General features: G+C 73.7%; 22 protein-coding genes. 11 read left to right on the top strand and 11 right to left on the bottom strand.

What is annotated here, in order from left to right:
• The first annotated feature begins 585 nt into the window (after positions 1-585).
• Together QMF80_RS14565 and QMF80_RS14560 are read left to right on the top strand one after the other, a co-directional pair.
• The gene (locus QMF80_RS14565; RefSeq protein ID WP_283453205.1) at positions 586-2,295 is read left to right on the top strand and encodes a glycosyltransferase family 2 protein; all 1,710 of its coding nucleotides are present in this window, start codon (positions 586-588) and stop codon (positions 2,293-2,295) included.
• Positions 2,296-2,309: 14 nt separating this feature from the next.
• Positions 2,310-5,354 (top strand): acyltransferase family protein, encoded by a 3,045-nt coding sequence (locus QMF80_RS14560; RefSeq protein WP_283453204.1) that lies wholly within the window; start codon positions 2,310-2,312, stop codon positions 5,352-5,354.
• 105 nt (positions 5,355-5,459) lie between these two features.
• Here the strand turns inward: QMF80_RS14560 and QMF80_RS14555 are convergent, their stop codons facing one another.
• The 4 genes from QMF80_RS14555 to QMF80_RS14540 form a co-directional block, all read right to left on the bottom strand.
• A complete protein-coding gene (locus tag QMF80_RS14555) occupies positions 5,460-6,650 on the bottom strand; it encodes an acyltransferase family protein (protein WP_283453203.1) in 1,191 nt (396 codons plus the stop codon).
• Between the two features lie 124 nt (positions 6,651-6,774).
• Positions 6,775-7,452: a response regulator transcription factor gene (locus QMF80_RS14550; protein ID WP_283453202.1), complete on the bottom strand. Its 678-nt coding sequence runs from the start codon at positions 7,450-7,452 to the stop codon at positions 6,775-6,777.
• The gene (locus QMF80_RS14545; RefSeq protein WP_283453201.1) at positions 7,425-8,618 is read right to left on the bottom strand and encodes a hypothetical protein; all 1,194 of its coding nucleotides are present in this window, start codon (positions 8,616-8,618) and stop codon (positions 7,425-7,427) included. Before QMF80_RS14545 ends, QMF80_RS14550 begins: the two co-directional genes overlap by 28 nt.
• Positions 8,615-9,748: a sensor histidine kinase gene (locus QMF80_RS14540; RefSeq protein WP_283453200.1), complete on the bottom strand. Its 1,134-nt coding sequence runs from the start codon at positions 9,746-9,748 to the stop codon at positions 8,615-8,617. The genes QMF80_RS14545 and QMF80_RS14540 overlap by 4 nt, the downstream gene beginning before the upstream one ends.
• Positions 9,749-9,928: 180 nt before the next feature.
• Between QMF80_RS14540 and QMF80_RS14535 the strand changes: the two genes are divergently transcribed.
• From QMF80_RS14535 to QMF80_RS14515, 5 genes are all read left to right on the top strand, one after another.
• Positions 9,929-10,438, top strand: coding sequence for a phospholipase A2 (locus QMF80_RS14535; RefSeq protein WP_283453199.1), 510 nt, complete (start codon positions 9,929-9,931; stop codon positions 10,436-10,438).
• A 112-nt stretch (positions 10,439-10,550) separates the two neighbouring features.
• Positions 10,551-10,751: a hypothetical protein gene (locus QMF80_RS14530; protein ID WP_283453198.1), complete on the top strand. Its 201-nt coding sequence runs from the start codon at positions 10,551-10,553 to the stop codon at positions 10,749-10,751.
• Positions 10,752-10,818: 67 nt separating this feature from the next.
• A complete protein-coding gene (locus tag QMF80_RS14525; protein WP_283453197.1) occupies positions 10,819-11,466 on the top strand; it encodes an Imm49 family immunity protein in 648 nt (215 codons plus the stop codon).
• Between the two features lie 296 nt (positions 11,467-11,762).
• Positions 11,763-12,458: a DUF6882 domain-containing protein gene (locus tag QMF80_RS14520; RefSeq protein WP_283453196.1), complete on the top strand. Its 696-nt coding sequence runs from the start codon at positions 11,763-11,765 to the stop codon at positions 12,456-12,458.
• Between the two features lie 29 nt (positions 12,459-12,487).
• Complete coding sequence (locus QMF80_RS14515) at positions 12,488-12,754, top strand: hypothetical protein (protein ID WP_283453195.1); 267 nt, start codon at positions 12,488-12,490, stop codon at positions 12,752-12,754.
• Here QMF80_RS14515 and QMF80_RS14510 read toward each other — a convergent pair.
• From QMF80_RS14510 to QMF80_RS14495, 4 genes are read right to left on the bottom strand one after another with little or no spacing between them, the layout of a single operon-like run.
• On the bottom strand, positions 12,733-14,052 hold the full coding sequence (locus QMF80_RS14510) for an alpha/beta hydrolase (protein ID WP_283453194.1): 1,320 nt from the start codon (positions 14,050-14,052) through the stop codon (positions 12,733-12,735). The two genes, QMF80_RS14515 and QMF80_RS14510, sit on opposite strands and share 22 nt — an antisense overlap.
• A gap of 32 nt (positions 14,053-14,084) precedes the next feature.
• Positions 14,085-14,819 (bottom strand): hypothetical protein, encoded by a 735-nt coding sequence (locus QMF80_RS14505; protein WP_283453193.1) that lies wholly within the window; start codon positions 14,817-14,819, stop codon positions 14,085-14,087.
• Between the two features lie 12 nt (positions 14,820-14,831).
• The gene (locus tag QMF80_RS14500; RefSeq protein ID WP_283453191.1) at positions 14,832-15,629 is read right to left on the bottom strand and encodes a helix-turn-helix domain-containing protein; all 798 of its coding nucleotides are present in this window, start codon (positions 15,627-15,629) and stop codon (positions 14,832-14,834) included.
• A 12-nt stretch (positions 15,630-15,641) separates the two neighbouring features.
• Positions 15,642-15,869, bottom strand: a complete 228-nt coding sequence (locus QMF80_RS14495; RefSeq protein ID WP_283453190.1) for a hypothetical protein — start codon at positions 15,867-15,869, stop codon at positions 15,642-15,644.
• Between the two features lie 581 nt (positions 15,870-16,450).
• On the opposite strand from QMF80_RS14495, the gene QMF80_RS14490 reads away from it, so the two are divergent.
• From QMF80_RS14490 to QMF80_RS14480, 3 genes are all read left to right on the top strand, one after another.
• Complete coding sequence (locus QMF80_RS14490) at positions 16,451-17,185, top strand: hypothetical protein (protein ID WP_283453188.1); 735 nt, start codon at positions 16,451-16,453, stop codon at positions 17,183-17,185.
• A gap of 63 nt (positions 17,186-17,248) precedes the next feature.
• A complete protein-coding gene (locus QMF80_RS14485) occupies positions 17,249-18,649 on the top strand; it encodes an amino acid adenylation domain-containing protein (protein WP_283453186.1) in 1,401 nt (466 codons plus the stop codon).
• Positions 18,646-19,161, top strand: a complete 516-nt coding sequence (locus tag QMF80_RS14480) for a GNAT family N-acetyltransferase (protein ID WP_283453184.1) — start codon at positions 18,646-18,648, stop codon at positions 19,159-19,161. The genes QMF80_RS14485 and QMF80_RS14480 overlap by 4 nt, the downstream gene beginning before the upstream one ends.
• Before the next feature lie 835 nt (positions 19,162-19,996).
• Here the strand turns inward: QMF80_RS14480 and QMF80_RS14475 are convergent.
• Complete coding sequence (locus tag QMF80_RS14475) at positions 19,997-21,151, bottom strand: hypothetical protein (RefSeq protein ID WP_283453183.1); 1,155 nt, start codon at positions 21,149-21,151, stop codon at positions 19,997-19,999.
• A 49-nt stretch (positions 21,152-21,200) separates the two neighbouring features.
• On the opposite strand from QMF80_RS14475, the gene QMF80_RS14470 reads away from it, so the two are divergent.
• Positions 21,201-22,196 carry an FUSC family protein gene (locus tag QMF80_RS14470; RefSeq protein WP_283453180.1) on the top strand — a complete coding sequence of 332 codons (996 nt, stop codon included), beginning with the start codon at positions 21,201-21,203 and terminating at the stop codon, positions 22,194-22,196.
• Positions 22,197-22,206: 10 nt separating this feature from the next.
• Here QMF80_RS14470 and QMF80_RS14465 read toward each other — a convergent pair whose 3' ends face one another.
• A complete protein-coding gene (locus tag QMF80_RS14465; protein ID WP_283453178.1) occupies positions 22,207-23,448 on the bottom strand; it encodes an FUSC family protein in 1,242 nt (413 codons plus the stop codon).
• Between the two features lie 107 nt (positions 23,449-23,555).
• The gene (locus tag QMF80_RS14460; RefSeq protein ID WP_283453177.1) at positions 23,556-24,077 is read right to left on the bottom strand and encodes a hypothetical protein; all 522 of its coding nucleotides are present in this window, start codon (positions 24,075-24,077) and stop codon (positions 23,556-23,558) included.
• Positions 24,078-24,467 lie beyond the last annotated feature (390 nt).

The raw sequence follows: 24,467 nt of genomic DNA, 5'->3' as shown, positions 1-24,467 counted from the left end.
TGGCCCGCAGGGCCTAAGGCAGCACGGTGGGCTGGTGTCGAGCCGGTGCAGTCGGGTCAGCAGGGTGCGGAACCGGGCCGTCGACGGCCGCCGGGCCGGATGGGTGAGCACGGTGGCGCGGACCAGTACGTACGGCGCGGAACGCACCGGGTACCGGTGAGGTCGCCGAGGTCGAGTGCCAGGTCCGGGAGCTCGAAGGCGGGGGTGTGCGCGGGTGATGTCGGACATATGCGTCTCCGGGGGTGTGGGCGCGAATGGTCGGCGCCGGGGGTTCCGGCGGCACCAACGCTCGACCACCCGCTCAAGGAACGCTGGAGACGCGGTCCCCGCCGTCGATGGCCAGACGGGATCCGGCAGGCGGCGCGACAAGACTTCCGGTGCTGTTCACCCCCCTGTGACCTGCGCCTTCCCGGACCGGACCGGGAGGACCGTTCGAATGAAGCCATAGAGAGGTCTGGACCATTGCAGTCGCGCCAATTCCGCGTTTCGTTCCACGCGTTGGCTGCCTTCCGGGCCTGTGGTCTATACCTTTGGCGGTAGGGTGGGTCACCTGAAACCAGTACATACACAGCCGTGGGGGGCTATATGACTGTGCATCATCTTCCGCAACCACCATCCGACGACGAGTTGTACTGGTACTTCGGGCCGCAGCGCCGCTGGGTCCTCGTGGCCACCTCGCTGGCCTTCGTCTTCACCGCGATGACCATGTTCACCTTCGCCCTGCGGACCCCGGCCCTGTGGGCCTTCCTCGCGGTACTCGGACTCAACGTCGCGGCCCTCGTCCTGTCCTCCGTCAACAGCCTGCGCCAGCGCAGACTGACCCGGCGCTCCCACGAGGTCCTCGTCCACGCCTGGACGCCCGCCGCGCCCCCGAGCGTCGACCTCTACCTGCCGACCTGCGGCGAACCCCTTCCCGTCCTCGCCAACGCCTACCGCGCGGTGGCCGAGGTCGACTATCCGGGCGAGCTGACCGTCTGGGTCCTGGACGACGGCGACCGGCCGGAAGTCGCCGCCCTGGCCGCCGCGCACGGGTACGAGTACGTCGTACGGCCCGACCGGGGCCACCTGAAGAAGGCGGGCAACCTCAACCACGCGCTCACCCTCAGCAGCGCCGAGTTCATCGCCATCCTCGACGCGGACTTCGCGCCCCGGCCGGACTTCCTGCACCACCTCGTGCCGTACCTGGCCGACCCGGCCGTCGGCATCGTGCAGAGCCCGCAGTGCTTCGACACCGACGAGGGCATGGAGTGGATCCAGCGGGCCGCCGGTTCGGCCCAGGAGTGGTTCTTCCGCTGGATCCAGCCGTCCCGGGACGCCAGCGACGCCGCCATCTGCTGCGGCAGCAACGCCGTCTACCGGCGCCGCGCGATCGACCTCGCCGGAGGCTTCGCCAAGCTCGACCACAGCGAGGACCTCTACACCGGACTCGCCCTGTACGAGCAGGGGTTCCGCACCCTGTACGTACCGGTACTGGTCGCCAAGGGCACCTCGCCCGACGCGGCCTCCGCCTTCATCAACCAGCAGTACCGCTGGGCGATGGGTAACCTGCACCTGCTCGGCACCCCGGTACTGGGGCGGATGCGCGCGCCCTGGCGGATGCGGCTGTGCTTCTACGAGGGCGTCGTCGGATACCTGACCACGGTGGTGAACACCTTCGCCGCGCCGCTGCCGCCGCTGGTGATGATGTTCTGGTACCCCGACCACATCCGGCCCTGGCACGTCCTGCCGCTGCTCGCCCCGCTCTGGCTCTGGCACGTCCTCCTGCCGAGGATCAGCCGGACCCGCTGGCGGGTCGAGGTGATCCGCGCGAACGTCCTGACGAGCGTGGCCGCGGCGACCGCCTTCGTGCACACCCTGCGCGGCCGCAGCGCCGCCTGGGTGCCCACCGGCGTGCGCGCTCCCGGGACGTCGGGCGGCATGGCCCGGCGCGTGGTGACCGTCTCGCTGGTCTGGCTCGTGCTCTCCAACGGCGCCGCCGCCACCGGTCTCGCGCTGGCCGTCGCGCGCAACGGCTGGGAACCCAACTGGGGGCTCCTGCTCTACCTCCTGGTGCAGTGCCAGATCAACGTTCCACTCATCCGCGACCTGGCGGCCGAACTGCGCGGGGCAACGGGGCCCCGTGGCAAGGCCGTCGGCGCCGGTCTCCGGTACGCGCGCGTACGGGCGGCCCTGCGCTCCGGAACCGGCATGCGGCCCCGCCGCTGGCCGGAGACCCTCGCCGCCTCCGCGGCCCTCCTGCTCATCGGCCTGCTGGCATCCGGGTGGGTCAACCCGATGCTTCCCTGGCTGAGTTGAAAGGCTTCATCGACATGCCCTTCCCCGTGGCTCCCGGTTTCCGCCGGAAGCGCAGCACCACCGAGCCGTCCGGGCCGCCGTCCGCGGCCACCGGCCCGCCGCCGAGCGGATCCGGCCGCGAATCCGGGCCCAGTCCGCACCGCTCCGCCTTCCGGCCCGACATCGAGGGCCTGCGCGCGGTGGCCGTCCTCGCGGTCCTCGCCTTCCACGCCGGGATCCCCGGCATGGCGGGCGGGTTCGTCGGGGTGGACGTCTTCTTCGTCATCTCCGGCTACCTGATCACCGGCCTGCTCGTCCGGGAGGCGATCACCACCGGCCGGATCCGGCTCGGTGACTTCTTCTCCCGCCGCGCCCGGCGGCTGCTGCCGTCCGCCGCCGTCGTCCTCGGCGCGGTGGCCGTGGCCGGGGCCTGGCTGACCGTACCGCTGCGGCGCACCGGCCTGGAGTACGACGTCGTCGCGGCGGCCCTGTCCTTCGCCAACTGGCGGTTCGTCTCACAGCAGACCGACTACCTCGCCGCCGGTCACGACCAGAGCCCGCTGCTGCACTTCTGGTCCCTCGCCGTGGAAGAGCAGTTCTACCTCTTCTGGGCCCCGCTGATGGCGGTGATCGCGTTCTGCGCGGCGCGCGTTGTGCGCCGCGGGCGGGTGGTACGCGTCGTCGTGGCGCTCGTCACGGCTCTCCTCATCCTCGGCTCGTTCGCCCTGTCCCTGCGCTGGAGCGACGACTCCGTCTCCCTCGCCTACCTCGGAACGCCGTCGCGCGTCTGGCAGTTCGGCGCCGGAGCCCTGCTCGCACTGCTGCCCTGGCACCTCCTGCGCGGGCCGCGCCGCCCGCTGCGGCTGCTGTGCGGCTGGGCCGGGGCCGCGGCGATCGGCTGGTGCGTCCTGTCGTACGACGCGACCACCCCGTACCCCGGTTACGCGGCGCTCGTACCGACCCTGGCCACCGCCGCCGTCATCCTCGCCGCGATCCCCGGCCGGGGCGAGCGCAACGTCGAAGGCGCCTTCGGAGTCGGCCGCCTGCTCGCAGGCCGGGCCCCCCGCGCCATCGGACGGCTCTCCTACACCCTCTACCTGTGGCACTGGCCGGTACTCGTCCTCGCCGAAGCCCGCCTGGGCGCCCTCGGCTGGCCCGCCAAGGCCGCGCTGACGGCGGCCGCCGTGCTGCCCGCCCTCGCCACCATGCGCTGGGTCGAGCGGCCGCTGCGCCGCAGCCGGACCGTCTCCGAACTGCCCCGGCGCGGACTGTCGGTGGGCATCACCGCCATCGTCCTGCCGGTCGTCCTCGCCCTCGTCGTCGGCACCACCACCCTGCGGCTGATGGGTCCGGACACCCCCGTCGACCTCCAGGGCCTCCCGCCGGGCGCCGCCTCCGGGCCCACCCTGCTCGCCCGCGGCCCGAACGCCCCCGCGCTGGACGGCCCGGTGGTACCCGGACCCGCCCAGGCGCGCAAGGACTTCCCGCCGGACGGGAACTGCGAGGTCGACCCCGCCGTGACCCGCAGCCCGGACTGCCTCTTCGGCGCGGTGGACAGCCCCGACCGGATCGTGCTGCTCGGCGACTCGCACGCCGGTCAGTGGTTCTCCCCGATGCTCGCCCTCGCCTCCCAACGCGGCTGGGCGCTCCAGGAGCTGGTCAAGCAGGGCTGCCCGCTGCCCACCCTCGCCGTGGACAACCCCCAGCTCGGTCGCGGCTACCGGGAGTGCGGCACCTGGCGGGCGGACGCCCTGGACCGGCTGCGGCAGCGGCCGAAGCCCCGCCTCATCGTGATCGCCTCGCTCAACCGCTACACCGCCGACCAGACCCTGCTGGCCGGGGCGTGGGAGGAGACCCTGAAGCCGCTGCGGGCCCTCGGAGCGCCCATCGTCTACATCGAGGACACGCCCGTACCCGGTACGGACGTCCCCGCCTGCGTCTCCGGCAGCCCGCGGACCCCGGAAGCCTGCGCGTTCGGCCGCACGGCCGCCCAGCCCGGCGACCCGCTCGCGCGGAAGATCGCTTCGGGTGCGCTGCCCGGCGTACAGACCATCAGCGTGAACCCCGTCCTGTGCCCGGGCACCGGACCGACCTGCCCCGCCGTACGGGACCGGATCCTGCTCTACCGCGACGACTCCCACCTCACCAACGTGGCGGCCGTCGTGCTGACCTCGCGGCTGGAACGACTGCTCACCGACTCCGGCGCACTGCCCGCCCCCGGCGCCCCGCGGCCCGGCACCCCGGTGAACCCCGCCGGATGGACCGAGCTGCTGCGCGACGATTTCGACGGCCCGGCCGGCGGCCGCCCCTCCGGCGCCAACTGGCAGTACGACCTGGGTACGTGCTATCCCGGCTGCCCCGCCCCGCAGTGGGGCACCGGCGAGATCGAGACCATGACCGACTCCACCGACAACGTCCGCCTCGACGGGAAGGGCGCGCTGGAGATCGTCCCCACCCGCAAGGACGGGCAGTGGAGTTCGGGCCGCATCGAGAGCAGGCGCTCCGACTTCGCGCCGCCGCCCGGGGGAGTGCTGCGGATCGAGGCGTTCCTCGCGCTGCCGGACGTCACCGGACCGAAGGCGGCGGGCTACTGGCCCGCGTTCTGGGCCCTGGGCGCGCCCCTGCGAGACGGCTACACGGGCTGGCCGTCCGTCGGTGAACTGGACATCATGGAGTCCGTCAACGGACGGGACACCGTCTTCGGCACCATGCACTGCGGGATCCTCGGCGGCGGCCCCTGCCAGGAACCCGTCGGCCTGACCTCCGGCCCGCAGCCGTGCCCGGACTGCCGTACGGGATTCCACTCGTACGCCGTCGAGGTCGACCTCTCGCCCGGTGCGCAAGAGGTGCGATGGTCCCTCGACGGACGCGTGTACCACCGGGTGAACGGGGCCCGGATGGACAAGGAGACCTGGAAGAAGGCGGTGGAACACGGCACGTTCCTGATCCTGAACGTGGCCGTCGGCGGCAAGCTCCCGCTCGCGGACGGCGCGAACGTCGGCCCCGCCACCGAACCGGGCCACCCGATGCGGGTCGACCGGGTCACCGTCTCCGCCAAGGGAGGCGTCACCCCCTCCTGACGCACCGCGCGGCGGGCCGTCGGCCCACCGGGGCCACCAGCCGCCGGCCACACGCGGCGGCGGGCCGACGGCCGAGGGAGGCCTCCTCCGTCGGCCGACCGGCGCTCAGCCCGACTTCGCGTCGCGCGAACGGCCGAACCGGCGCACCAGGGGGGTCTCGACGGTGACGTAGAGCACCCACGACGCCAGCACCGTGACCACGGCCGTGCCCGCCAGCATCGCGAGTCCGACGCCGGTGGAGTACATCTCCTGCGCGCCCAGCAGCTTGCGCAGCGTGGAGATCGCCGTGTAGTGCAGCAGGTAGAAGGCGAAGGAGATCTCACCCAGCCAGATCATCGCCCGGCTGCGGAACAGGGTGAAACGGCCCTCGATGTCGGCGATCGCCGTGGCCGCGATCAGCAGCGCGATCGGCAGGATCATCACGGCGCGCTGACCGTAGAGGTAGGGCACGTGGAAGCTCAGCCAGTACGCGCCGACCAGCAGCAGGCTCGACCAGATCATGCCGATGTTGCGCCAGCGCCCGTGCTTCACGGCGAGGGCCACCAGGATGCCGAGGGCGAAGTCGAGCATCCGGACCGGCGGGAGCACGTAGCTGAACCAGTACTGCGAGGTGGAGCTCTCCTGGCCGCCGGGAACCCGCGGCGAGTCCGGGAACAGGGCGTACGCCACGGCGGGAGTGGCCACGACCGCCGCGATCGCCCCGGTGATCCAGTACTTGAGGTGACGGGGCTGGATGCGCCGGAAGGCGCTCAGCAGCAGCGGGAAGCACAGGTAGAAGATCGCCTCGGTGGCCAGCGACCAGCTCGGGGCGTCCACACTGAAGTTGGTCATGTACTCCGGCACCCACACCTGGAGCATGAACAGGTTGCCGACGGCCACCCGGGTGGAGGTGTAGGACCCGGCGAACAACCACATGGCGAGCGCCCAGCCGACCACGTACACGGGGTAGATCTTGACGAACCGGCGCCGCCAGAACGACGTGGTGGTGTCCCGGTCCCGGGCCGACCAGGTCAGTACGAACCCGCTGAGGACGAAGAAGAACGCCACGCCGAGGCCGCCCGCCTGCCCGAACCAGTCGGCGAGCCGGTACTCGGTGGCGTCGTCCCCCAGCAGCCGAAGCGGGGGGATCGGTATGAAGGCGTGGTGGGCGAACACGGCCAGCGCGGCGGGGAACCGCAGACCGGTGAGGGAGGGCAGCCGGGAGACGCGCGGGCGTTGCGGCTCGGTGGCCGCCGCGGGGGGTCCGACTCTCTCGCGGGCTGGCGCGGAGCCGGTGAGTACCTGGTCAGTGGCCATGAACTTCCTTTCGCAGGCGGGGTAGTTGATCGCGAAAGCTTGAGCGCGACTTCTTTGTACCGCCGTGTGCTCGTGGAACGCTCAAGAACCCCGGACGCCCCGCCCGCGGGCGGTCGGCCGCGTCTCACGGGTCGTCCGCGAGCGGGTCCGCCTCCTTCGGGGAGAGGAGGTCGTCCTGGATCAGCCGGTTCGTCATGCTGAGCTTGTCCGGTGCCGGGCGGCCGACCCGCTCGTAGTGCCCCCGCGCACGTTCGATGTGGGTGGCGACCGTGCTGGGGGACATGTGCAGCTTCCGGGCGACCATCGGCTTCGACAGCCCGCTGCACCAGGCGAGCAGCACCTCGATCTGCTTCTCGGAGAGCGCGGGCCTGCCGGGGACCGGGTCCGCGACGATCATGCCGGCGTGCTTAGGGGTGGTGTACGTCTCGCCCTTCGCGGCCGCCCGGATGGCGTGGATCAGGTGCTCCTCGCCCTCCGCCTTCGTCACGAAGGACTTGGCACCCAGCCGCGCGCACTCCAGGACGACGGCCGGGGACTCCTCGCCGGAGAAGACGACGACGTTGCGTCCCTCGCGGACCAGTCGGCTCAGCTCGTGGAACTCGTGGACACCCTCCTTCTGCAGGCCCAGGTCGAAGACGACCACCTCGGCCGCGGCGCCCTCGCCGGTCCGCACCCGGGCGAACCGGGTGCCCGCCGCGATGAGGCGGATGGGGGGCCGGGCGCGCGCGCACCACCCCCGCACCCCGTCGATGACCACGTCGTGGTTGTCCAGCATCACGACGGTGACCGGCCGGTCCTCCATTGCGCCTCCATCCAGAGCGTGTTGTCGTCCGGGTCCAGAAAGCTGTCGGTCTCGATGAGCCCGTCCCCGGCCCACGGCGGCCCGAGGGCCCCGCAGTCCCCGATCACCTGCACCGACACGAACCCGGGAGTGAACACCACGGTGACCCGGGCCCAGGTCCTGGCCCGGGCGAGCGCCGGGAGCGGGAAGTTCCCGAGTGCCAGGCGGATGTCCGGCGGCGGATCGAACGCCGTTCCGTACGAGGCGATGTCCGCCTTGACCTTGCGGCGTTCCGCGGTGTCCACGTGCTGGCGCAGTTCGTGCACCAGCTGGTTGGGAACCTCGTCGTTCTCGATGAAGAGCCGCCGCATCCGCGCGGCCTCGATCCAGCAGTCCCGCTGGACGTCCGGATCGTCGCTGTCGAGGCTGCCGTCGGCGAGCCCGCGCAGCAGCGGGCCCGCGGTGTGGATCAGGCCGGCGTAACTGTGCTGGAGCGCCTGCGCGGTCTGCTCGGCCACCCGTTCGGAATGCCGGATGTCCTCGACCTGGCGACGGGCGCGTTCCGCCTCGCGCGCCGTCGCGCGCAGCGCGGTGGCGGCCGCGCCGCAGGCCAGCGGGAAACCGATCGTCCCCAGGGAGCCGGTGACGAGGTTCAGTACGGCGCCCTCGTCCACCGGCCCGGTCAGGACGAAGTTCACCGCGGTGATCGCCTCGTGCACGGCCAGGAAGAGGACCAGCCGCGACATCGGCAGGTCCAGGAGCAGGACGACCCCGATCCAGCCGACCGTGCCGAACGCCCAGTCCGAGGCGGTCGTCGGCGTCCCGGCGGGCAGCGACGCGCAGGACAGCACCGACGCGGCGAGCGCGAGGGCGACACCGGCCCAGCGGGCGGTCCCCCACGACCGGCGGCGCAGGATCAGTACGCCCTCGACGGCGGCGATGCCCAGCAGGAGCCCGTACGCGAGGATCTGCATCCACAGAGGCCGGTACACGCCGGTGCTGCGCAGCCAGCTCATGGAGAGCAGCACGATGGCGGATATGCCCAGCACGGCGACGCGCAGGTGGGACAGGAACTCGGCCGCCGTGGGCTCGCCCGACCTGCGGACCGCGTGACGGAACGGCTGGCGCGGGGGCCGCCGGGACGGCTGACGGGACGGCTGCCGGAACGCCTGGTGGAAGGAATTCATCGTCGCCACTCCAGACTGACGGTGGTTCCCCTGCCGGGCAGGGAAATGATCTCGGCACGGCCGCCGACCTCCTCGACGCGTTCGAGGATGGAACCGCGTACGCCGTGCCGCCAGGTGCCGATGCCTCCCGGATCGAAGCCCGCCCCCTCGTCGGCCACGACGACGCGCACCCCCTCGCCCGATCCGCCGACCGTGACCGAGCAGTGCCCGACCTCGGCGTGCCGGGTCACGTTGACGAGCGCCTCGTGCGCGGCGTCGGCCAGCGCCGACGCGATCGGCTGCGGCAGCAACAGAGCCGCGGGACCGCGGAGTTCGACGCGTACGGCCGCCAGCCCGATGGCCTCGCGCAGCCCCCGGATCAGGTCCGCCTCCCCGGTGGAACCGGCCTCCCAGGAGAGCAGCCGGTCCAGGTCGCGGCGGGCCTGCGCGGCCAGCAGGCCGCCGGGGATCTTCCCGGCGCCGGTCCCGACCCACAGCAGGGTCGTGGCCGCCGTGTCGTGCAAGGTCCGGTTGTGGGCCCGTTTGGCGGCGCGGATCCGCGCCTCGGCCGCCTGCCGGGCCCGCGCCGTCTCGGCGCCCGCGGCGGCCTCGTCGGCCAGCCGACCGCCCCGCAGCATCAGCGTCCACAGCATCCGGCCGAGGGAGGCGACGATCAGGGACCACCCGGCGGTCACCAGGCTGTCGAGCGAACTGCGGGCGGGCAGGGCGGCGGCGGTCCCGGCGATGGCACCGGACAGCACCAGCACGGCCGCCGCCCCGCCGAGCCGCCAGCCCGCGTAGTACTGGTAGCCCACGCACGCGAACGACAGGAACGGCAGCATCCAGGACCTTCCCTGCTCCAGCCACTCCGGCGGAACCGACCAGGGGGCGCTCGCGGCCAGCGCGGCCAGTACGAGGGCGTCAGCCAGGGTGGCGGTCGTCCCCGGCCCCCGGCGCAGGGCCCGTACGTACAGCACGCTCCACACCGTCACCAGCGACAGCACCGCGAGGGCCACCGGCGGGGCGGTCGACACGGTCGCCGCGCGCACGCCGACGACGAGCGTCGGAACACCCGTCGCGATCCGGATGACCGCGACGTAGTCGCGCCCGAGCACGCACAAGTGGGCTACCGCGCTGCCCGTTTCCGGCATGGAGCCCCCCTGGGCCGACGTGCGTCGGGTGTCCTCACGGAGTCGATTCTGCCGTCCTGAACGGCCGTTGGCTGTCGGTCGGTCGCATGACAACCAACGGGCGCGCGGATACGTAGCGTTGACCGGGAGGTCGGGCCGCCCGGCCGGATCCGGCTCGTACCGCTCCACAGGAGAGGCCCCATGTCCCGTACCCGTACCAGTCCCCGTACCGGCGCGCGCCACAGGTTCGTCGGCGCCGCGACCGCCGTCCTGGGCGCCGCGGCCCTGCTGCTCGTCCCCGCGTCCCCGGCGTCGGCGACCACGGCTCCCGGTGCCAACGCCACCCCCTTCAACGAGGGCGGCGAGACGTGGGACACCGACGGTTGCACCGACGTCCCCGACTCCGGTGTCCACTTCGCCCGGGTCCAGTTCGGCAAGCCGCCGTTCTCGGCCTACGGCTACCTCGCCGGGCGCTTCGACTTCCACCACGCCTGCAAGCACCACGACGGCTGCTACCGGTTCCGCTGGGCGGACCGTGCCACCTGCGACCAGTGGTTCCGCAACGACATGCACGCCTCCTGCGCCGCGCTGAAGTCCAACGCGGCCTGTGACGCCCGCGCCGAGCTGTACTACTGGGGCGTACGCGTCTTCGGCGAGGTCCCCTGGAAGCTGCACGCCATCAAGATCTCCATGAACCAGTACCTCGGCTGAGTCCGGCCCGCCGTCACGGCCCGATGAGGCGGACGGGCGGAGCGCACCGCTCCGCCCGTCCGCCTCGTGGCGTGTCGGCGGGCCGTCCCGCACTCGACACCCTGGAGCAGCAGTGAGCGCCCCGTCCCCACCCGGCCCGCCGTCCCCCTTCATCCCCCTGCACACCGCCGTCGTCCTGCTGATCGCCGCCCTCGTCGGTCTGGTCGCGGGCGGCCTCACCTTCCTGGCGGGCAACCCGCCCGCCGTCGGCCTGCTCGCGGGCCTGGGCGCCGCGGGGACGAGCATCCCCGTCCTGCGCTCGCTCATCGGCTGACGCTCCCGCCCGGCCCGGGGTTGGTAACGTGCCTTGGCCGACGAAACGATCAACGAAGGACAGCGACGTGCGGGAATTGGCGCGCCACCCGGTCGGCGAAGAGCTGATCGCCCGGGCGCTCGACGGAATCGACAGCCGGGCCTTCGGCCGCTGGCACGACCTGCGCTACGCCCGCCTGTCCCTGGAACACCTGAAGGCGATGGGCGACGAGCTCGCCGACCACGTGGCCGCGCGCACGCTGGAGGACCCGCAGCTCGCGCGGACCTGGCTGGACGCGTTCGCGCTGTGTCTGGTCAGCGGAATGCTCCACGAGGACGAGCTGGCGATCGGCCTGGTGATGCGGCACGACTTCGCGCCCGCCCTGTACGACGGCGTGCCGTACTCGCGGCTGGACTCGCTCTCGGAGCCGGGGGAACTCGCCGAGATGGACGCCCTGTGCGCGTACCTGACCGAGGCGAGCGGACACCTGCCCCGGGACCGGCCCCCGGTGACCGTGTGCACGCCGGACGCCGAGGAGCGCGCCGGGGCGGCGCGACAACTGGACGACCTCGGTGCGTTGACGGCGGATCAGCGGCTGCTCCGCGTCCTCCTCGACGACGACCGGGGCGCCTTCGAACGGGCCCTGGCCGAACGCCTGGAGGAGTACCGCGAGAGCGAGAGCACGGCGTCCGACGCGTCCGACGCGGCCGTCCGCGGCTGCGGCCGTTCCAGGTGATCGCGCTGGCCGCGCTCGCGGTCCAGGCGCACGGGTGGGAGCTGGAGATCAGGTCCGGCTACTTGCCGCAGGGCCCGCTCAGCGCTCCGGAAGCCGCCCCGCCGGTCGGCGTCTGAGGCCCCACGGGCCCGACGGCGCGGGTCCGACGGCCCGGGCACGATTTCACCCGGAGCCGGAGCCGGAGCCGGGGTCGGAGCCGGAGCCGGGGTCGGGGTCGGCGGCGGTACGTACGTCCCCTTCCCGTGGCCGGCCCCCCGGGAACGGCCGGGGTGGGACGGCCTCGTAGGGTCGGGAGCATGGTGAGTCAATTCAGCGACGCGTTCCTCTTCGAGGCCGAGCGCCACGCGGCCTGGGGGGCGGCCCAGCTCGAGGCCCTGACCGCGTTCCTCCCCGACGGCGGGCAGCCGTGGACGGCGGATCTGCCGTCCTGCGTGTACGAGCAGGGCGGGCTGCGGCTGCGGATCGGGGTGCTGGGGACCTACGACACGGACGAGCGGTCCTGGATGTGGGGCTGGGCCAACCCGGGGCTGCGCGGCACCGAGGTGGTGGCTCTCAGCGGGGCGGTCGCACGCTACGGCAGGATCCACGGGATCGCCGAGCTGAGCGAGGAAGTGGTCGACCTCTCCGGCTTCGCCGACCCCCACCGGGCGGCCGAGACCCTGGCCTTCGCCGGGATGGGTGTGGCTGAGGCCCCCGGATACCTCGGCCTCCCCGCGGGCCCGGGCACCCGGGTCTACTTCCTGCCGGACGACCCGCGGGTGCCCGGCGCCGCCTTCGATCCGATCGCCCTGCCGCGGACCCTGGTGACCGGCGCGAGCCTGATCGGACGGTCGGGCCGCCGCGTGGTCACGGGCTTCCTCGACCACCACGGCATGTCCTGGCGGGAGAGCGGCGACCGGATCACGGCGGACCTGCCGAGCGGGCGAGCGGCGGAGATCGACCTCGATCGGGCCGACCGCATCGCCGCCGTCCGCCTGACCGTTGGGTCCTGAGCACCGCAAGGAAGGGGGAGGAGCGAGGCATGAACTACGACGACGAACCGGTCTTCAAACGGAGCAAGTGGGGAACCAGCCACTACACCTACAACCTCAGCAACCCCATCGGGCTCGCCCTGACCGTGGTCACCGTGCTCGTCGTCGGGGTGGTGATGCTCCTCATGGCCAACCGGGCGGGCCCCTTCGCGCCGGACCCCGCCCCGACCGGCTCCACCTGGAACCCGCCCGTCTACGACGCCCCCGGCACGTCGCCCTCAAACTACCCCTCCAGCTACCCCTCCACCGGTCCGTAGGCGCGCCCGTGCGGGAAGAGGATCTCCGGGTAGCGCGGAGCAGGACCGTCGAGGAGGGGCGCGGCCCGGCCGTGGAGGTGCAGGCCGAAGAAGGCGAGCAGGACATCGCGCTGCACGGTGAGGGACCGCTGCCAGCCCAAGGGCCCGATGAAGTCGGCGAGTTGCTCCGGGGTCGCACCGAGCCGGGCGGCGGCCTGCGGGAGCAGCGGCTCGTAGTCGGTGAAGGAGAAGTGCCGGGAGCCGGTGAGCCGTAGGGAGCGGCGCCAGCCGCGCAGGTGCGGCCAGGCGGACTGCCAGGACGTGTCGTCCTCGGTGTCCGCCCCGAACAGCATGAACGGCTTGTCCAGGCCGCGGGTGACGACCTCGCCGAACAGGGTCCCGTCGAGGTCCGCCCCGGCCACGACCGGCAGCCCCGCGTACATCGCCGCCGCCGCGGTGGCCCCGCCCAGGGAGTGGCCGAACGCGGCCGTGCGCCGCAGGTCCAGGACGTGCGCCAGCCCGGCGGGCAGCCCGGGCGCGCCGCCCCGGCGGACCGCCTCGCCGAGCGTCGCGAGGGTGCACCGGACGTCGGCCACGCGTACGTCGACGGCCTTGCCGATGACGCGTTGCTCGTTGGCCGGCGTCAGCTCGGGCATGGCGTACGTCTTGACCCGGCCGTCGGGGAACTCCACCTGCCCGGCGTCATGCGTGTGGTCGAGGGTGACGACCACGTAGCCGTGCGAGGCCAGGTCCTCGACGAGGGTCAGGCTGGAGTTCCGGTGCTGGCCGTGGCCGTGCGAGTAGAGGATCACCGGCCTGCGCCCGTCGGCCGTCCGCGCGGGCGCGCCCTCCCGGGCGTGAGTGGCCGGGAGGAGGAAGCTTCCGGCGGGCAGCAGTCCCGAGCTCTGGAAGTGCCGGGCCGCCCCCGCTGTCATCCAGGGCGCCCGGGGCCCGGCCGCGGGCCGGTCGGCCGGATACCAGATCTGGACCATGAACTCCCGTACCGGTTCGGACGGTACCCACGGTTCGCGCCGCGACCGGTCGGCCAGCCGCAGGCTGACCGCGCCGAGCGGGTACCGGCCGGTCGGCACGGGCAGGACGAGCCGCTGGGGCGGGAGCGGCGGCGCCGGAGTGCGCGCGGCGGCGGTGGCGTAAGCGGACGTGGAGGTGTACGCGGACGTGGAGGCGGCGGCCGGGGCGGTGCCCGAGACGGTGAGGGCCACCGCGAGGGCGCCGCCCCCGGTCATCAGCCTCCGCCGCGAAAGCCCGCGGTCCTCCGGGCCGTCGGTGCCGTGGTCTCCGTACCGCTGTGTGGTCATGGAACCAGTCTCGAAGCCCAACCGGCCTCCGGTCAGTGCGGTATGTCACCGCGAACGCTGACAAATGTCACCGCCGACCGCCGACCGCCGACCGCCGACCGCCGACCGCCGGACGCCGAGGCGAGGAGTGCGGGGAGCGGGCCGGTGAACTCCGGGAGCAGCCGCAGCGCCGTCGCGCCCATGCCCCGGGATCGTCGCCGAGGTGTTCGCGGACCAGGGCCGACGCCGCGCGGAACGGCTGGCGCCAACGGGGCACGGCGGGGACGTGATTGCGGTCCGTCGCGGTGAGGAAGGTGGAAGAGGGCGACCGCGACCAGCTCAGGGAAGAAGGGCGTCCCGAGCGGGGGTTTCAGCACCGCCGGACGGCGGCGGGAGGCCGCGAGCACCTCGTTCACCAGGCCGCCCTCCGCGCGCCAGCCCGGATCATCCTGATCGGCGGCGGCCAGCACGGCGGCGCGCACCTCGTCCGCGCCGTCCCACGACCCCGCCTTGTACAGCACCCGCCCGATGTCCGGATCGCCGAGCCGCGCCAGCCGCACCTGGGCCGCGCGCAGGTGCGGCCCGTGGCCGTCGTTGCCCGCGAGTGCCTTGAGCGTGGTGTGGTCACCGCGGGCGATGACCGCGTCCGTCAGCCGGTTCGGCAGTCCGTGGCCGTGACGCGGCAGATCGGCCGTCTCCTCGGGCAACCGCTCCATCAGCACGCCGGTCAGCGGCGGTGCCGCCAGCCGGTACGCGGCCGCGAGCGCGATCCGCCCGGTCTCCCGCATGTGTCATCACCTTCAGCCGTCGCGTGCCCCCCGTGCCCCGTCGTTCATGATCGGCAGTGTGGCAGAGGGGTCCGACAGGCCCCGCCGCGCGGACCGGGTGTGCAGGGCCCGGTCCTGGTAGAGGCCGTGGTCGGCCAGGGTCCGTTCCTCGAACGTGGCGGTGATCAGACGGGCGAGCCGGTCCCGCCGGGCACGCGCCGTCGCCTCCTCGTCACGGACACTGGCCCGGTTGGCGTCGAGCCCCCGCTCGACCCGGCTCCAGGCGGCCAGCCAGTGCCGCTGAGCGGCCGGGCGCACCCCGTAGACGAAGAGCAGGGCCTTGAGCTGCTCCGGGGAACTGGGGATCCTGCGGCGGGTGATGAGCAGCTGGGCGGCCGTCTTGCTGACGCGCACGATGCCCTGGACCCGCGTGGTGCGGGCCTCGATGTCCCGGTACGTCGGCATGCCGGACTCCACGTGCAGCTTGTACAGGGCGGCGCCCAGCTCGGCCTCGTTCATGATGTGCCGCACCCCCGGGACACGCAGCGCCGTGCCCCGCTTGCCCGTCTCCCGCTCCACCCGCGCCTTCTCCCGCAGCGCCAGCAGCGGGGCGGGGTCGACCCCGCAGCCGCTCGCGTAGGCCTCCACCACCGATCGCGGCGGCGCCCCGATCCCGGAGGCGGCCCGTTGCAACGTCGAGCGGCTGTAGCCGGCCCGCGCGGCCAGCTCGACGTAGGTGAGCCCCGCCGCGGCGCGCGCGTCCCGCAGCCCGGCGGCGAGCAGCCCCGAGGGCAGCGTCGGCCGCGGCACCGGCTTCTGCGGCCGTCCCACCGGACGCCCCCCTCAGCCGGGGGAGTTGAGCAGGCGCCGGACCACCTCGCGCACCGCCCGCCCCGTGCTCAGCCGCGCCGACACGGCGCCGGTCGCCCCGGCCCCGGCGATCAGCAGCAGCGCCTCGGCCGTGGGCGTTCCAGTGGCGCAGAGCACCGCGGCCGAGAGGGTAGAGACGGAGACGATCACCGCGTTGCCGAGCGCCGCGTGGCCGCGCCCCTCGCAGACCAGTTCACACATGCCGTAGTCCTTCGTGTTCGTGTTCGTGTCGCGTCGGTGTTCTCGTGCGTGCGCGACGGGACGTGAAGTCCCGTCTGCGGCAGCCGGGTTGGTGTCGCGGCACCCGGCCGGCGTCCTGACCCGGGAGGAATCCTGGCACCGCGTCGCCCGGCCGGCGTACCGTCCGACGGGGTTGGTGCGTCCTTGTCCCGCCGCGTCGCGCCCCGGCGGGTCAGCGGCGCCCGGGCCGCCGCACCGCGCCACGGCCGGTCAGCTCGGGTGATGCTCGCCATGGGCCGCACCCCGGGCCAGAGATGTCACCGGCAGTCGTCACGTGGGGCGTGGTTGGCGCGACTTTGTCCCACCCGTACCTCCCGGCGGGATCCGCCACGGCTTGATACACCGGAGAGACCGCAGGCACGGGACCGCACCGTACGACGACACCGCACCGCACGGCGACACCGCACCGCACGGTGGCTCCACCACCACGCCGTTCTCCGGGGCCGGGCGACGCCGCCACCCACCGCGGGGCTCCGCGCGGGGACCGTACCCCTCCGTGTGACCATGGCCCCTTTGGCACACCCGTACCTCATGGGGGGACCATGCGTACCCGTACCACCCACGCCCCGACCACCCTCGCCATCGGCGCCGTACTCGCGGCGCTGTTCGTGCTGGCCGGGTGCACCGCGTCCGGTGGGAGCCCCCGCGAACGGGCGAGCGGCGCCGTGGCGTCCGCCCCGCCCGCACCCTCCACGCCCGCGCCGGGCGGCGCCCACGGGTACGACGGCCCCCGGCCCCAGGACCAGAACCTCCTGGCCTGGACCGGCGACCCCAACGACGCGGGTCACGTGACCGCACAGTCCGTCGCCGGGGTCGGCGGCCGGATCACCCTCGTACGCGTCGTACTGCGCGAACCCCTCACCTGGTCCCAGCTCTGGCTGGGCCTCGCGGGCGTGGACCCCAACGCCCAGCTCTCCCACTGCTACCTCGGGGTCTACGACGCCCACGGCACCCTGCGCGCCTCCACCGAGGACATCTCGCCCCAGCTGATGACCGACGCGACGGCCAAACCGCTGCCCCTGACCAAGCCGTTCACCGCCGCTCCCGGCACCTACTTCGTGGCCCTCCTCCTCAACGGCACCTGGGCCACCAACGTCCTCACCCTCAAGTCCACGGGCGCCGGGATCTCGGTGAACGCGGGCCTGACCCCGCCGAACCTCCGCTACAGCACACTCCTGACCGGCCAGAGCGCGCTGCCGCCCACCGTGAACCTCGCCGAGCAGTCGACCAGCACCATCAACACCGGCTGGGCCAGCCAGTGGTACGGAATCTCCTGACCGTGGCATGATCCCTGACATGACCCCATCCCGCGCACGGACGGGCGGCCACCGCCCCGCACCATGAGGTGGCTGGACGAGGCCGTCGTCACCGGTACCGCCACCACACCCGGCCACCCCGTCCGCATCGCGGTCCTGGACGCGGTGCGCGCCGACCGCGCGGGCCCCGCGGCTGCCCGGCTGCTCCGGCTGACCCGCTCCGCCGACCCCCACGTGCGCCACCGGGCCCTGGACCTCCTCCTGAGCCTCGCCCACGGCGCCGCCTGGCCCCGCGCGGCCGACGCCGCGCTCGCCCGCCTCACCGACCCGGACGAAGGCGTACGACGCCTGGCCGCAGGGCTCCTGGTCCAGGCCGGGCGCCGCGACCTCGCCCTCAGGGAGCTGACAGGGTCCACCGACCCCGTGGTCCGGACCGCCACCGCCGACGCCCTCGGCGGCGCCGTCGTCGCCGGGCTGGGCGACGATCCCCTCGGGGCCGTCCGCTTCCTCGCCCACCTCGAAGCGCTGCGCACCGCCCCTCCCGCGCAGTGGCCCGCCCTCGACGCCGCACTGCTCGCCGACGCCGAGCGGGCCGCGCTCCAACTGCCGGGACTCGGCGCGCGATGGGGGTGGGCGCTGTACACGCGAGAGCGGGAGCAGCACACGTACGACCTCGCCAAGGTCCTGCTCGCCGCGCCCGCCACCCGTGACCTCGGCGCCGCGCTCGCCCGCACGGCGTGCCACGCCTGGCGCTCGGCCCCGGTCGAGCTGGTGCCCGCGCTCCTCCGCCACGGTGCGGGGACCCTCGGCCCGGCCGTGGCCAAGGCCCTGCGGACCGCGTCGATCTCGGCGGAGGCCCTGCGCGTACACGGCGCCGCCTTCACGGCGCTGCCCGGCTTCACCCCGTACCCGATATCCGGGCGCCCTCCGGGCGGCCTACCGGGCCCCGCCTACGACGCCACGTCCGCCGCCGCGGTCCTGGACGCCCGGCCCGTGGGCGTCGACCGGCTCGCGCGGGCGCCCGAACTGTTCGGCCCCCTGCTCGACGAAGGCCCGCTGACCTTCCGGCAGGCGGCGCAGCTCTACAACCTCACCTTCAAGCGACCCTCCCGCATGCAGGCCGTGTGCGCCCCCCTGTGGCTGCGCCACGCGGGCCCGGCCGCCCTCCCGCGCCTGCTCGCCCTCATCACCCCGTACCTGACCGACTACGGGATCGGCGCGTACTACCTGGAGGGCCTGGCCCGGATGGGACCACGCGCGCTGCCCGCCCTCCCCGCGGTGACCGCGCTGATCGACCGGAGCACGCGCATCCCCGTCAACGACTCCACGCACGACGGCGAGATGGCGCTCGACGAAGCCCTGCTGAGAGCCGCCCTGCAGGCCCGGGACGCGATCGGCAACGAGCGGGACGGGCCACACGGTCAGCAAGGGGCAGCGAGCAACAGGCAGCGAGCAACAGGCGATAGGAGCGGGGAACAGGGATGAGACTGCGTGATGTGCGGCTCAGCGATGTCGACGCGTACGTACGGATGCGGTGCGACCCGGTCATGATGGCCGACCTCGGGGGCCCGCTGCTTCCCGAGGACATGCCGGAGAAGGTCCGCCGCGATGTGCGGAACGCGGCGTCGGGCACTCAGTGGATCAAGATGATCGTCCTCGACGAGGACGAGGGGGACGCGGCGGTGTCGGCGGGAACCGTCGCCCTCTGGTCCCACGAGGAGGACGGTGAGCGGATCACCGAGATCGGCTGGATGGTCCTGCCGGAGTTCCAGGGGCGCGGGCTGGGCAAAGGAGCGGTCCGCGCCGTGCTGGAACTCGCCCGGAGCGACGGCCGATGGGGGCCGGTGCACGCCTTCCCGGCGGCATCGAACGCCCCCTCGAACGGGATCTGCCGGTCGCTGGGCTTCCGGCTGCTCCACGAGCAGGACGTGACGTTCGCGGACCGGGTCCTGCACGCCAACCACTGGGTGCTCGAACCCCGTTCACTGCCGTCGTAGGGGGCCGCGGCGGCACGGGGCCCTGCCCTACGGGGCCTTGCCGTACGGGGCCTCGCCGTACGACGGCTTCCCGTACGGCGCCTTGCCAGAAGCGTCGTTGGCATACGGCCCGTTGTCGAACGGGCCGGGCGCGGGCGACCATCGAGCCCGGCCCGTTCACCAGGAGGCGGTGATGACCGCCTCGTGCGTCTTCCGGCTGGGGTTCCGCCTCCGGGCCGAGCACCCCGCCATCACCGCCCTGCACCGCGTGACAGGCGAATGGCTGCGGATCGCCCCCGGTCCGCGGAGCCCGGACGCGGTCCGGGCGGCCGTACTGGCCGACCTGGCACCCGGCGCCGTCCACACCACCGGGGACCTGCTCGCCCACGTGCGGCGGACGGACGTCGTGAGCGCCGTGGACCGGGACCTGCGGGCCGCCGGGATGGTCACCCGCAGCAGGTGCGAACTCCCGCTGAACGTGCACATCGCCGTCATGCGGATCACGGGCGTCCTGGGCGCCCTCGTTCTCGTCCCGACCCACTCGCCGCTCGCGGCCGGGGTCTTCGCCACCCTGCTGGCCCTCGGCGCCGCGGCCGCGCTCGCCACCCCGCCGCGCTTCGACCGGGCCTCCCGGCGCGTACGACGGCTCCTGTCCGCGGCGACCACCGAGGGCGCACGACGGCCCGCGCTGCCCCCGGGCCTGGTCCTGGACGACGCCTCCCACACGCGACTCGCCCTGCTGGCCCGCCACCGCGTGGCAGCGACCGGGATCAGCTTCCGGACCTTCTCGGGCACCGGCACCGGCACGGGCGCGGCTGCGGGCTCCGGCTCAGCCGCACCGACAGCGGCCCGCCCTCTACGAGGGCCCCGGCCCGGGCGGTCTCTGACAGCGGGCCCGGCTCGATGTGTCGCACCGGGGCCGCGGTGGGACCCTGGGAGGGTGCGCGGCCTCGTGGAACTCCGAACGGGCACCGGCCCCGGGCCGGCCGCCGCACGACGGGCCGTCCGGGTCACCCTCGCGGCCTGCACCGGCTTCTACCTGTTCCTGCACGGGTTCCACCAGCCCGCCGCCGCCACCTACGCGCTCTTCGCCGCCGTGGCCCTGGCCGGGCTGTCCCGGATCCCCGGCACCGGACGCCAGCGGGCCGCGGTCCTCGTCCGGGTCCTCCCCGCCGCCTGCCTGCTGGTGGTCGTGGGCAGCCTGCTCGCCGTACGGACCTTGACCGCCGTGCTCGGCATGCTGGTCATCGGCTTCTGCCTGGCCTTCGGTGCGGCGGCCGGACCCCGCCCAGCGGGAGCCGCCCCCGGGCTCCAGCTGCTCTACATCCTGCCCAGCTTCCCGCCGTACGCCCCGCACACCCTCGACCAGCGCCTGACCGGCACCGTCGCCGGGATCCTGCTGCTCGTCCTCGCCGAGACGTACGTGCTGCCCGACCCGCCCGTCGCGTCCTACCGCGACCGCGCCGCGGCCGCCGCCACCGAAGCGGCCCGCTGCGCCGCCGCCCGGGCGGAGCCGCCCCACCTCCTCACCGACGCCCGGGCGCGGAGCGCCTCGGCGGCCGTCCAGGCCCTGCGGTCCTCCCAGGTCCCGGAGGCGGAGCGGCCCGCCGGGCCCGGACTCCGGGAGCGCGCCCTGGCCCACACCGGGCTGGCGGCCCGCACCCTGCTGGCCCGGCTCCAGCACCTGCCCGCGCCCGCCCCCGGCCCGGGGGCCCGGCCGGCCGGGCTGGCGCTCGTACGGGCCGTAGGGGAATCGGCCGACGGGACCGCCGCCCTGCTGCGGGACGGGCAGCCGTCCGCGAGCGGCTCCGGCACCCTGCGAGGCCTGCGGAACTCCCTCGCCCGCGCTCCCGTCGTGGAGCCCGGGACGGGACTGCGGTACGCCGCGCTGGTCGAGGTCGCCGACGCCGCCCTGGTCCTGCGCGGCGCCGCCGAGATCGCCGTACGGGGACGCGCCGCGGCCCCTGGACGGCGATGCCCCCGACCGGTTCTGGTACGTCCACCAGAGCACGCCCCGGCTCTGGTGGCACCGGCTCGCCGGGCACACGGGACCCCGGTCCGTGCACTTCCAGAACGCCGTCCGGCTCGGCCTGGCCCTCGCCGCCGCCCGGGCCGTCGCCGGACTGCTCTCGCTCCCGCACGGATTCTGGGCGATGCTCGCGGTCCTCAGCCTGACCGGCACCACCGCCGTCCAGACCAGGGCGACCGTCCGCCTGGCGCTGACCGGCACCTGCCTCGGCGCGCTCGCCGCGGGCGTGGCCCTCGCGCTGGCGGGGGAGGCGAGCACCGTGTACGAGGTCGTGCTGCCGCCGCTGATGCTGATCGCCTTCACGGTCGGGCCGGTGCGTGGAGTGGGCTGGGCGCAGGCCCTGTTCACCCTGATCGTGTCGATGGTCTTCGCCCAACTGGCCTGGGTTACATGGCAGTTGGCAGAGGTTCGCCTGCTGGACGTGCTGATCGGCAGCCTGATCGGCATCGCCTGTGGACTGCTGGCCTGGCCGCGCGGGGCCCACGACGAACTGGGCCGCGCCGTCGCCGCGTTGCTGCGCGCCGCCGCTGACGAGGTCCGGGCGGCCACGTCCGCCGTGGGGACGGCCGTCCCCGGAGACGCTGACCGGCGGGTGCGGCACGCGCTGACCATGGCCGAGAGCGCGTACGCCCAGTACCAGGCCGAGCGGGAGCGCCCGGCCGCGCCGGCCCACGACTGGCAGGCCGCCCTGATGACCGGTCACCACGTGCTCTGGGGCAGCCGGCGCGTCCTCGGAGCCCGGGCCGGTCCCTGGCCCGGCGCGGCCGAGGAGGCGCTGGTCTGGGAGTACGGGGACCGGGTGGCCGACGGCCTGCGCCTCGCGGCGGACCGCGCCGCCGCCCCGTACGCCGCCGCGTCGGACGCCGGGCTCGGCGTCCCCGTCCTCGTCCCCGCCCCCGACCGGCCCGGACCCGCGCCCGCGCCGCCAGGGTTCTTCGCGGCGATGGCCTGGTTGGACTCCCTTGCGGCCGACCTGGCCCTGATGGCCCCGGCCGCGCGGCCCGACCCGGTCGGGCGACGGGCGTAGCGCCGACGTGTCAGCGCTCCTCCTGGCCGGAGCCGGAGCCGGGCCGCAGGGCGCGGACCCGCCCGCTCAGGCGGCGCAGCGGCCCGTAGCGTTCGCGCCGCGTCCGCCCGTGCCGGTCGAGTTCCTCCATGAGCCGCTGGGAGCGTTTGTCCACGCCGAGTTCGTCGAGCACCCGGTCCACCTCGGCGAGCAGCGCCCCGAGCAGGTGCCACTGCTCGGGATGCTCGCGTACGTACTCCACCAGCAACGCGGCCAGCCGGTCCCGGCTGAGCCGGGCGGTCGCCAGCTCCTCCGTCAGCACGCGCTCGGCCTCCTCGGCGTTGGCGCTGACCTGCGCGGTGATCAGCCGGGCGAAACTCACCACGGCGACGGCCGTGTGCGCGTACAGCTCCCGCAGGGCCTCGGTGATCGGGGGCGGCAGGAGCGTCCCGCGCGTCCCGGTCGAGGCGAGGTCGGCCAGGTCCGCCAGGGTGCGGCAGGTCACGCGCAGGACCACCGCGCAGATCTCCAGCGTGTCCAGCCCCGTGCGCAGCACCAGCCGGAAGAGGAGTCCCTCGCGCACCCTCGGGTTCAGCCGCAGGCTGTCCTCCGCCTGCCGCAGCGCGGCGTCGACCTCGGCGACGTCATTGTCGAGACGGCGCGCCTCGTGCAGCCGGGCAGTGGCTTCGGTCACCCGGGCCTGACCCGTCAGTTCACCGCCCAGGTGCGTCAGCAGGCCGTGCATGCGCCCGGCGAGGCCGGTGATCGCCTGGCTCGCGGGCTCGACCCACACCGGGGGCGCGAACAGGACGTTGCACAGCAGGCCGACCGCCGCGCCGATCAGTGTCTCCAGGACGCGGTCCCACGCGGTGTCCGTCACCTGGGTCACCCCGAGCACCAGCATCGCGCTGATCGCGACCTCGGGAACGAACTCGCCCGCCTTCACGATCCGGCCGACGACGAGCGAGGCCAGGATGACCAGGCCGAGGCTCCACCAGGTCAGCCCCACCACCACGCTGAAACCGATCGCGACCAGTACGCCCGCGACGACCGAGTTCACCCGGCGGATACCCGTGGTGAGCGTGGAGTAGAGCGTGACCTGTACGACCAGCAGTGCGGTCAGGGGCGCCGTCAGCGGAGCGGGCTCGCTGCTGAGTCTCAGCGCGACGACGTACGAGACGACGGCGGCGCCGGTGGACCGGACGGCCTGCACCACCACCGGTTCCCGGTGGCGAACGATGAAGTGACGTACTGGGGCAATTGCTAGGGGCATACCCGAACACCTGCCCCGTTGCGCCGGGAACCAACACGACACCCCGCCCGGACCGGGCCGGGGCCCCGGGCGGCGGACCGCCGCCGTCCGGGGGTTCGGAGGGGCGGTTACCAGGTGAAGACCGAGGACTGGTTGGTCGTGGCGATGCAGTACACCGTCGCGACGGTGGGCGAGGACGTCACGATCCTCAGGGACCAGTTGGTGGAACTGGGAGTACCGGTCAGCACCCACGAGTTCGTGGTGTTGCCGGCGGCCAGGGCGCCGCTGCTCAGCGGGACGGCGCCCAGGGTGATCGGGTTGCCGCCGGTCATGGCCGGGTTGACCTTGCCGGAGAAGTCGACCTCGGTGCCGTCGTTCTTCTTCGTCTTCAGGGTGGTGGTGATGCTGTTCGGGTCGGCGCTGGTCCCGGCGGGCATCGTGATGGCGGTGGAGGTGAGCTTGATCTTCTTCACCCCGCCCGAGTCGGTCGCGGTGACGGTGCCGAGCCCGGTGCCCCAGGTACCGCAGTTGTAGGTGGCGGTCGCCGTGGCCGGGGCCACGGCGAAGGCCGACGAGGACACGGCGAAGGTCGCCGTGAGCGCGCCGGAGGTGGCCAGGACGGCCAGCCCGAGGAGTCGTGAGCGTCTCATACCGGTGGTGCTCCTTCCGAGTGGTGATGCGCAGGACGTAGCCGCGTGCGGATCCGTGGCCGGGCGTGAGCGTGTCCCGCGAGCCACGAACCGGAAAATCGGGGGCCGTGGGCCCGCCGAGAAGTGCCGGGCGGTAAACACCCGTGCGCTGATGGGGTGTCCTCGTACCGGGGCGTGTGGCGCCCGGCACGGGACGTCGAGTTGTAGTGAAACCACGCTCGCGGAAACAGTCAACAGACGTGCACCGGAAACTCTCGCACCGGAAGAAAATCAAGCGACTCCCGACTGCCCCGGATATTGCCGCTATTGACTTCTTTACTGCCCGCCTTCTCAATGTTCTGAATCATTCCATAAATGGATCACCGGTCCGGTCCTCCGCGCCGCCGCGCA

Origin of the sequence: Streptomyces sp. G-G2 (assembly GCF_030063135.1) — a bacterium.
Classification (GTDB): domain Bacteria; phylum Actinomycetota; class Actinomycetes; order Streptomycetales; family Streptomycetaceae; genus Streptomyces.
The sequence above is the reverse complement of the archived record's forward strand: the minus strand, read 5'-3'. Positions and strand labels throughout refer to the sequence as shown.

Coding starts and splice junctions, on each gene's coding strand:
- QMF80_RS14565 (WP_283453205.1), top strand. CDS start 586: ATGACTGTGCATCATCTTCCGCAACCACCATCCGACGACGAGTTGTAC.
- QMF80_RS14560 (WP_283453204.1), top strand. CDS start 2,310: ATGCCCTTCCCCGTGGCTCCCGGTTTCCGCCGGAAGCGCAGCACCACC.
- QMF80_RS14555 (WP_283453203.1), bottom strand. CDS start 6,650: ATGGCCACTGACCAGGTACTCACCGGCTCCGCGCCAGCCCGCGAGAGA.
- QMF80_RS14550 (WP_283453202.1), bottom strand. CDS start 7,452: ATGGAGGACCGGCCGGTCACCGTCGTGATGCTGGACAACCACGACGTG.
- QMF80_RS14545 (WP_283453201.1), bottom strand. CDS start 8,618: ATGAATTCCTTCCACCAGGCGTTCCGGCAGCCGTCCCGTCAGCCGTCC.
- QMF80_RS14540 (WP_283453200.1), bottom strand. CDS start 9,748: ATGCCGGAAACGGGCAGCGCGGTAGCCCACTTGTGCGTGCTCGGGCGC.
- QMF80_RS14535 (WP_283453199.1), top strand. CDS start 9,929: ATGTCCCGTACCCGTACCAGTCCCCGTACCGGCGCGCGCCACAGGTTC.
- QMF80_RS14520 (WP_283453196.1), top strand. CDS start 11,763: ATGGTGAGTCAATTCAGCGACGCGTTCCTCTTCGAGGCCGAGCGCCAC.
- QMF80_RS14515 (WP_283453195.1), top strand. CDS start 12,488: ATGAACTACGACGACGAACCGGTCTTCAAACGGAGCAAGTGGGGAACC.
- QMF80_RS14510 (WP_283453194.1), bottom strand. CDS start 14,052: ATGACCACACAGCGGTACGGAGACCACGGCACCGACGGCCCGGAGGAC.
- QMF80_RS14505 (WP_283453193.1), bottom strand. CDS start 14,819: ATGCGGGAGACCGGGCGGATCGCGCTCGCGGCCGCGTACCGGCTGGCG.
- QMF80_RS14495 (WP_283453190.1), bottom strand. CDS start 15,869: ATGTGTGAACTGGTCTGCGAGGGGCGCGGCCACGCGGCGCTCGGCAAC.
- QMF80_RS14490 (WP_283453188.1), top strand. CDS start 16,451: ATGCGTACCCGTACCACCCACGCCCCGACCACCCTCGCCATCGGCGCC.
- QMF80_RS14485 (WP_283453186.1), top strand. CDS start 17,249: ATGAGGTGGCTGGACGAGGCCGTCGTCACCGGTACCGCCACCACACCC.
- QMF80_RS14480 (WP_283453184.1), top strand. CDS start 18,646: ATGAGACTGCGTGATGTGCGGCTCAGCGATGTCGACGCGTACGTACGG.
- QMF80_RS14465 (WP_283453178.1), bottom strand. CDS start 23,448: ATGCCCCTAGCAATTGCCCCAGTACGTCACTTCATCGTTCGCCACCGG.
- QMF80_RS14460 (WP_283453177.1), bottom strand. CDS start 24,077: ATGAGACGCTCACGACTCCTCGGGCTGGCCGTCCTGGCCACCTCCGGC.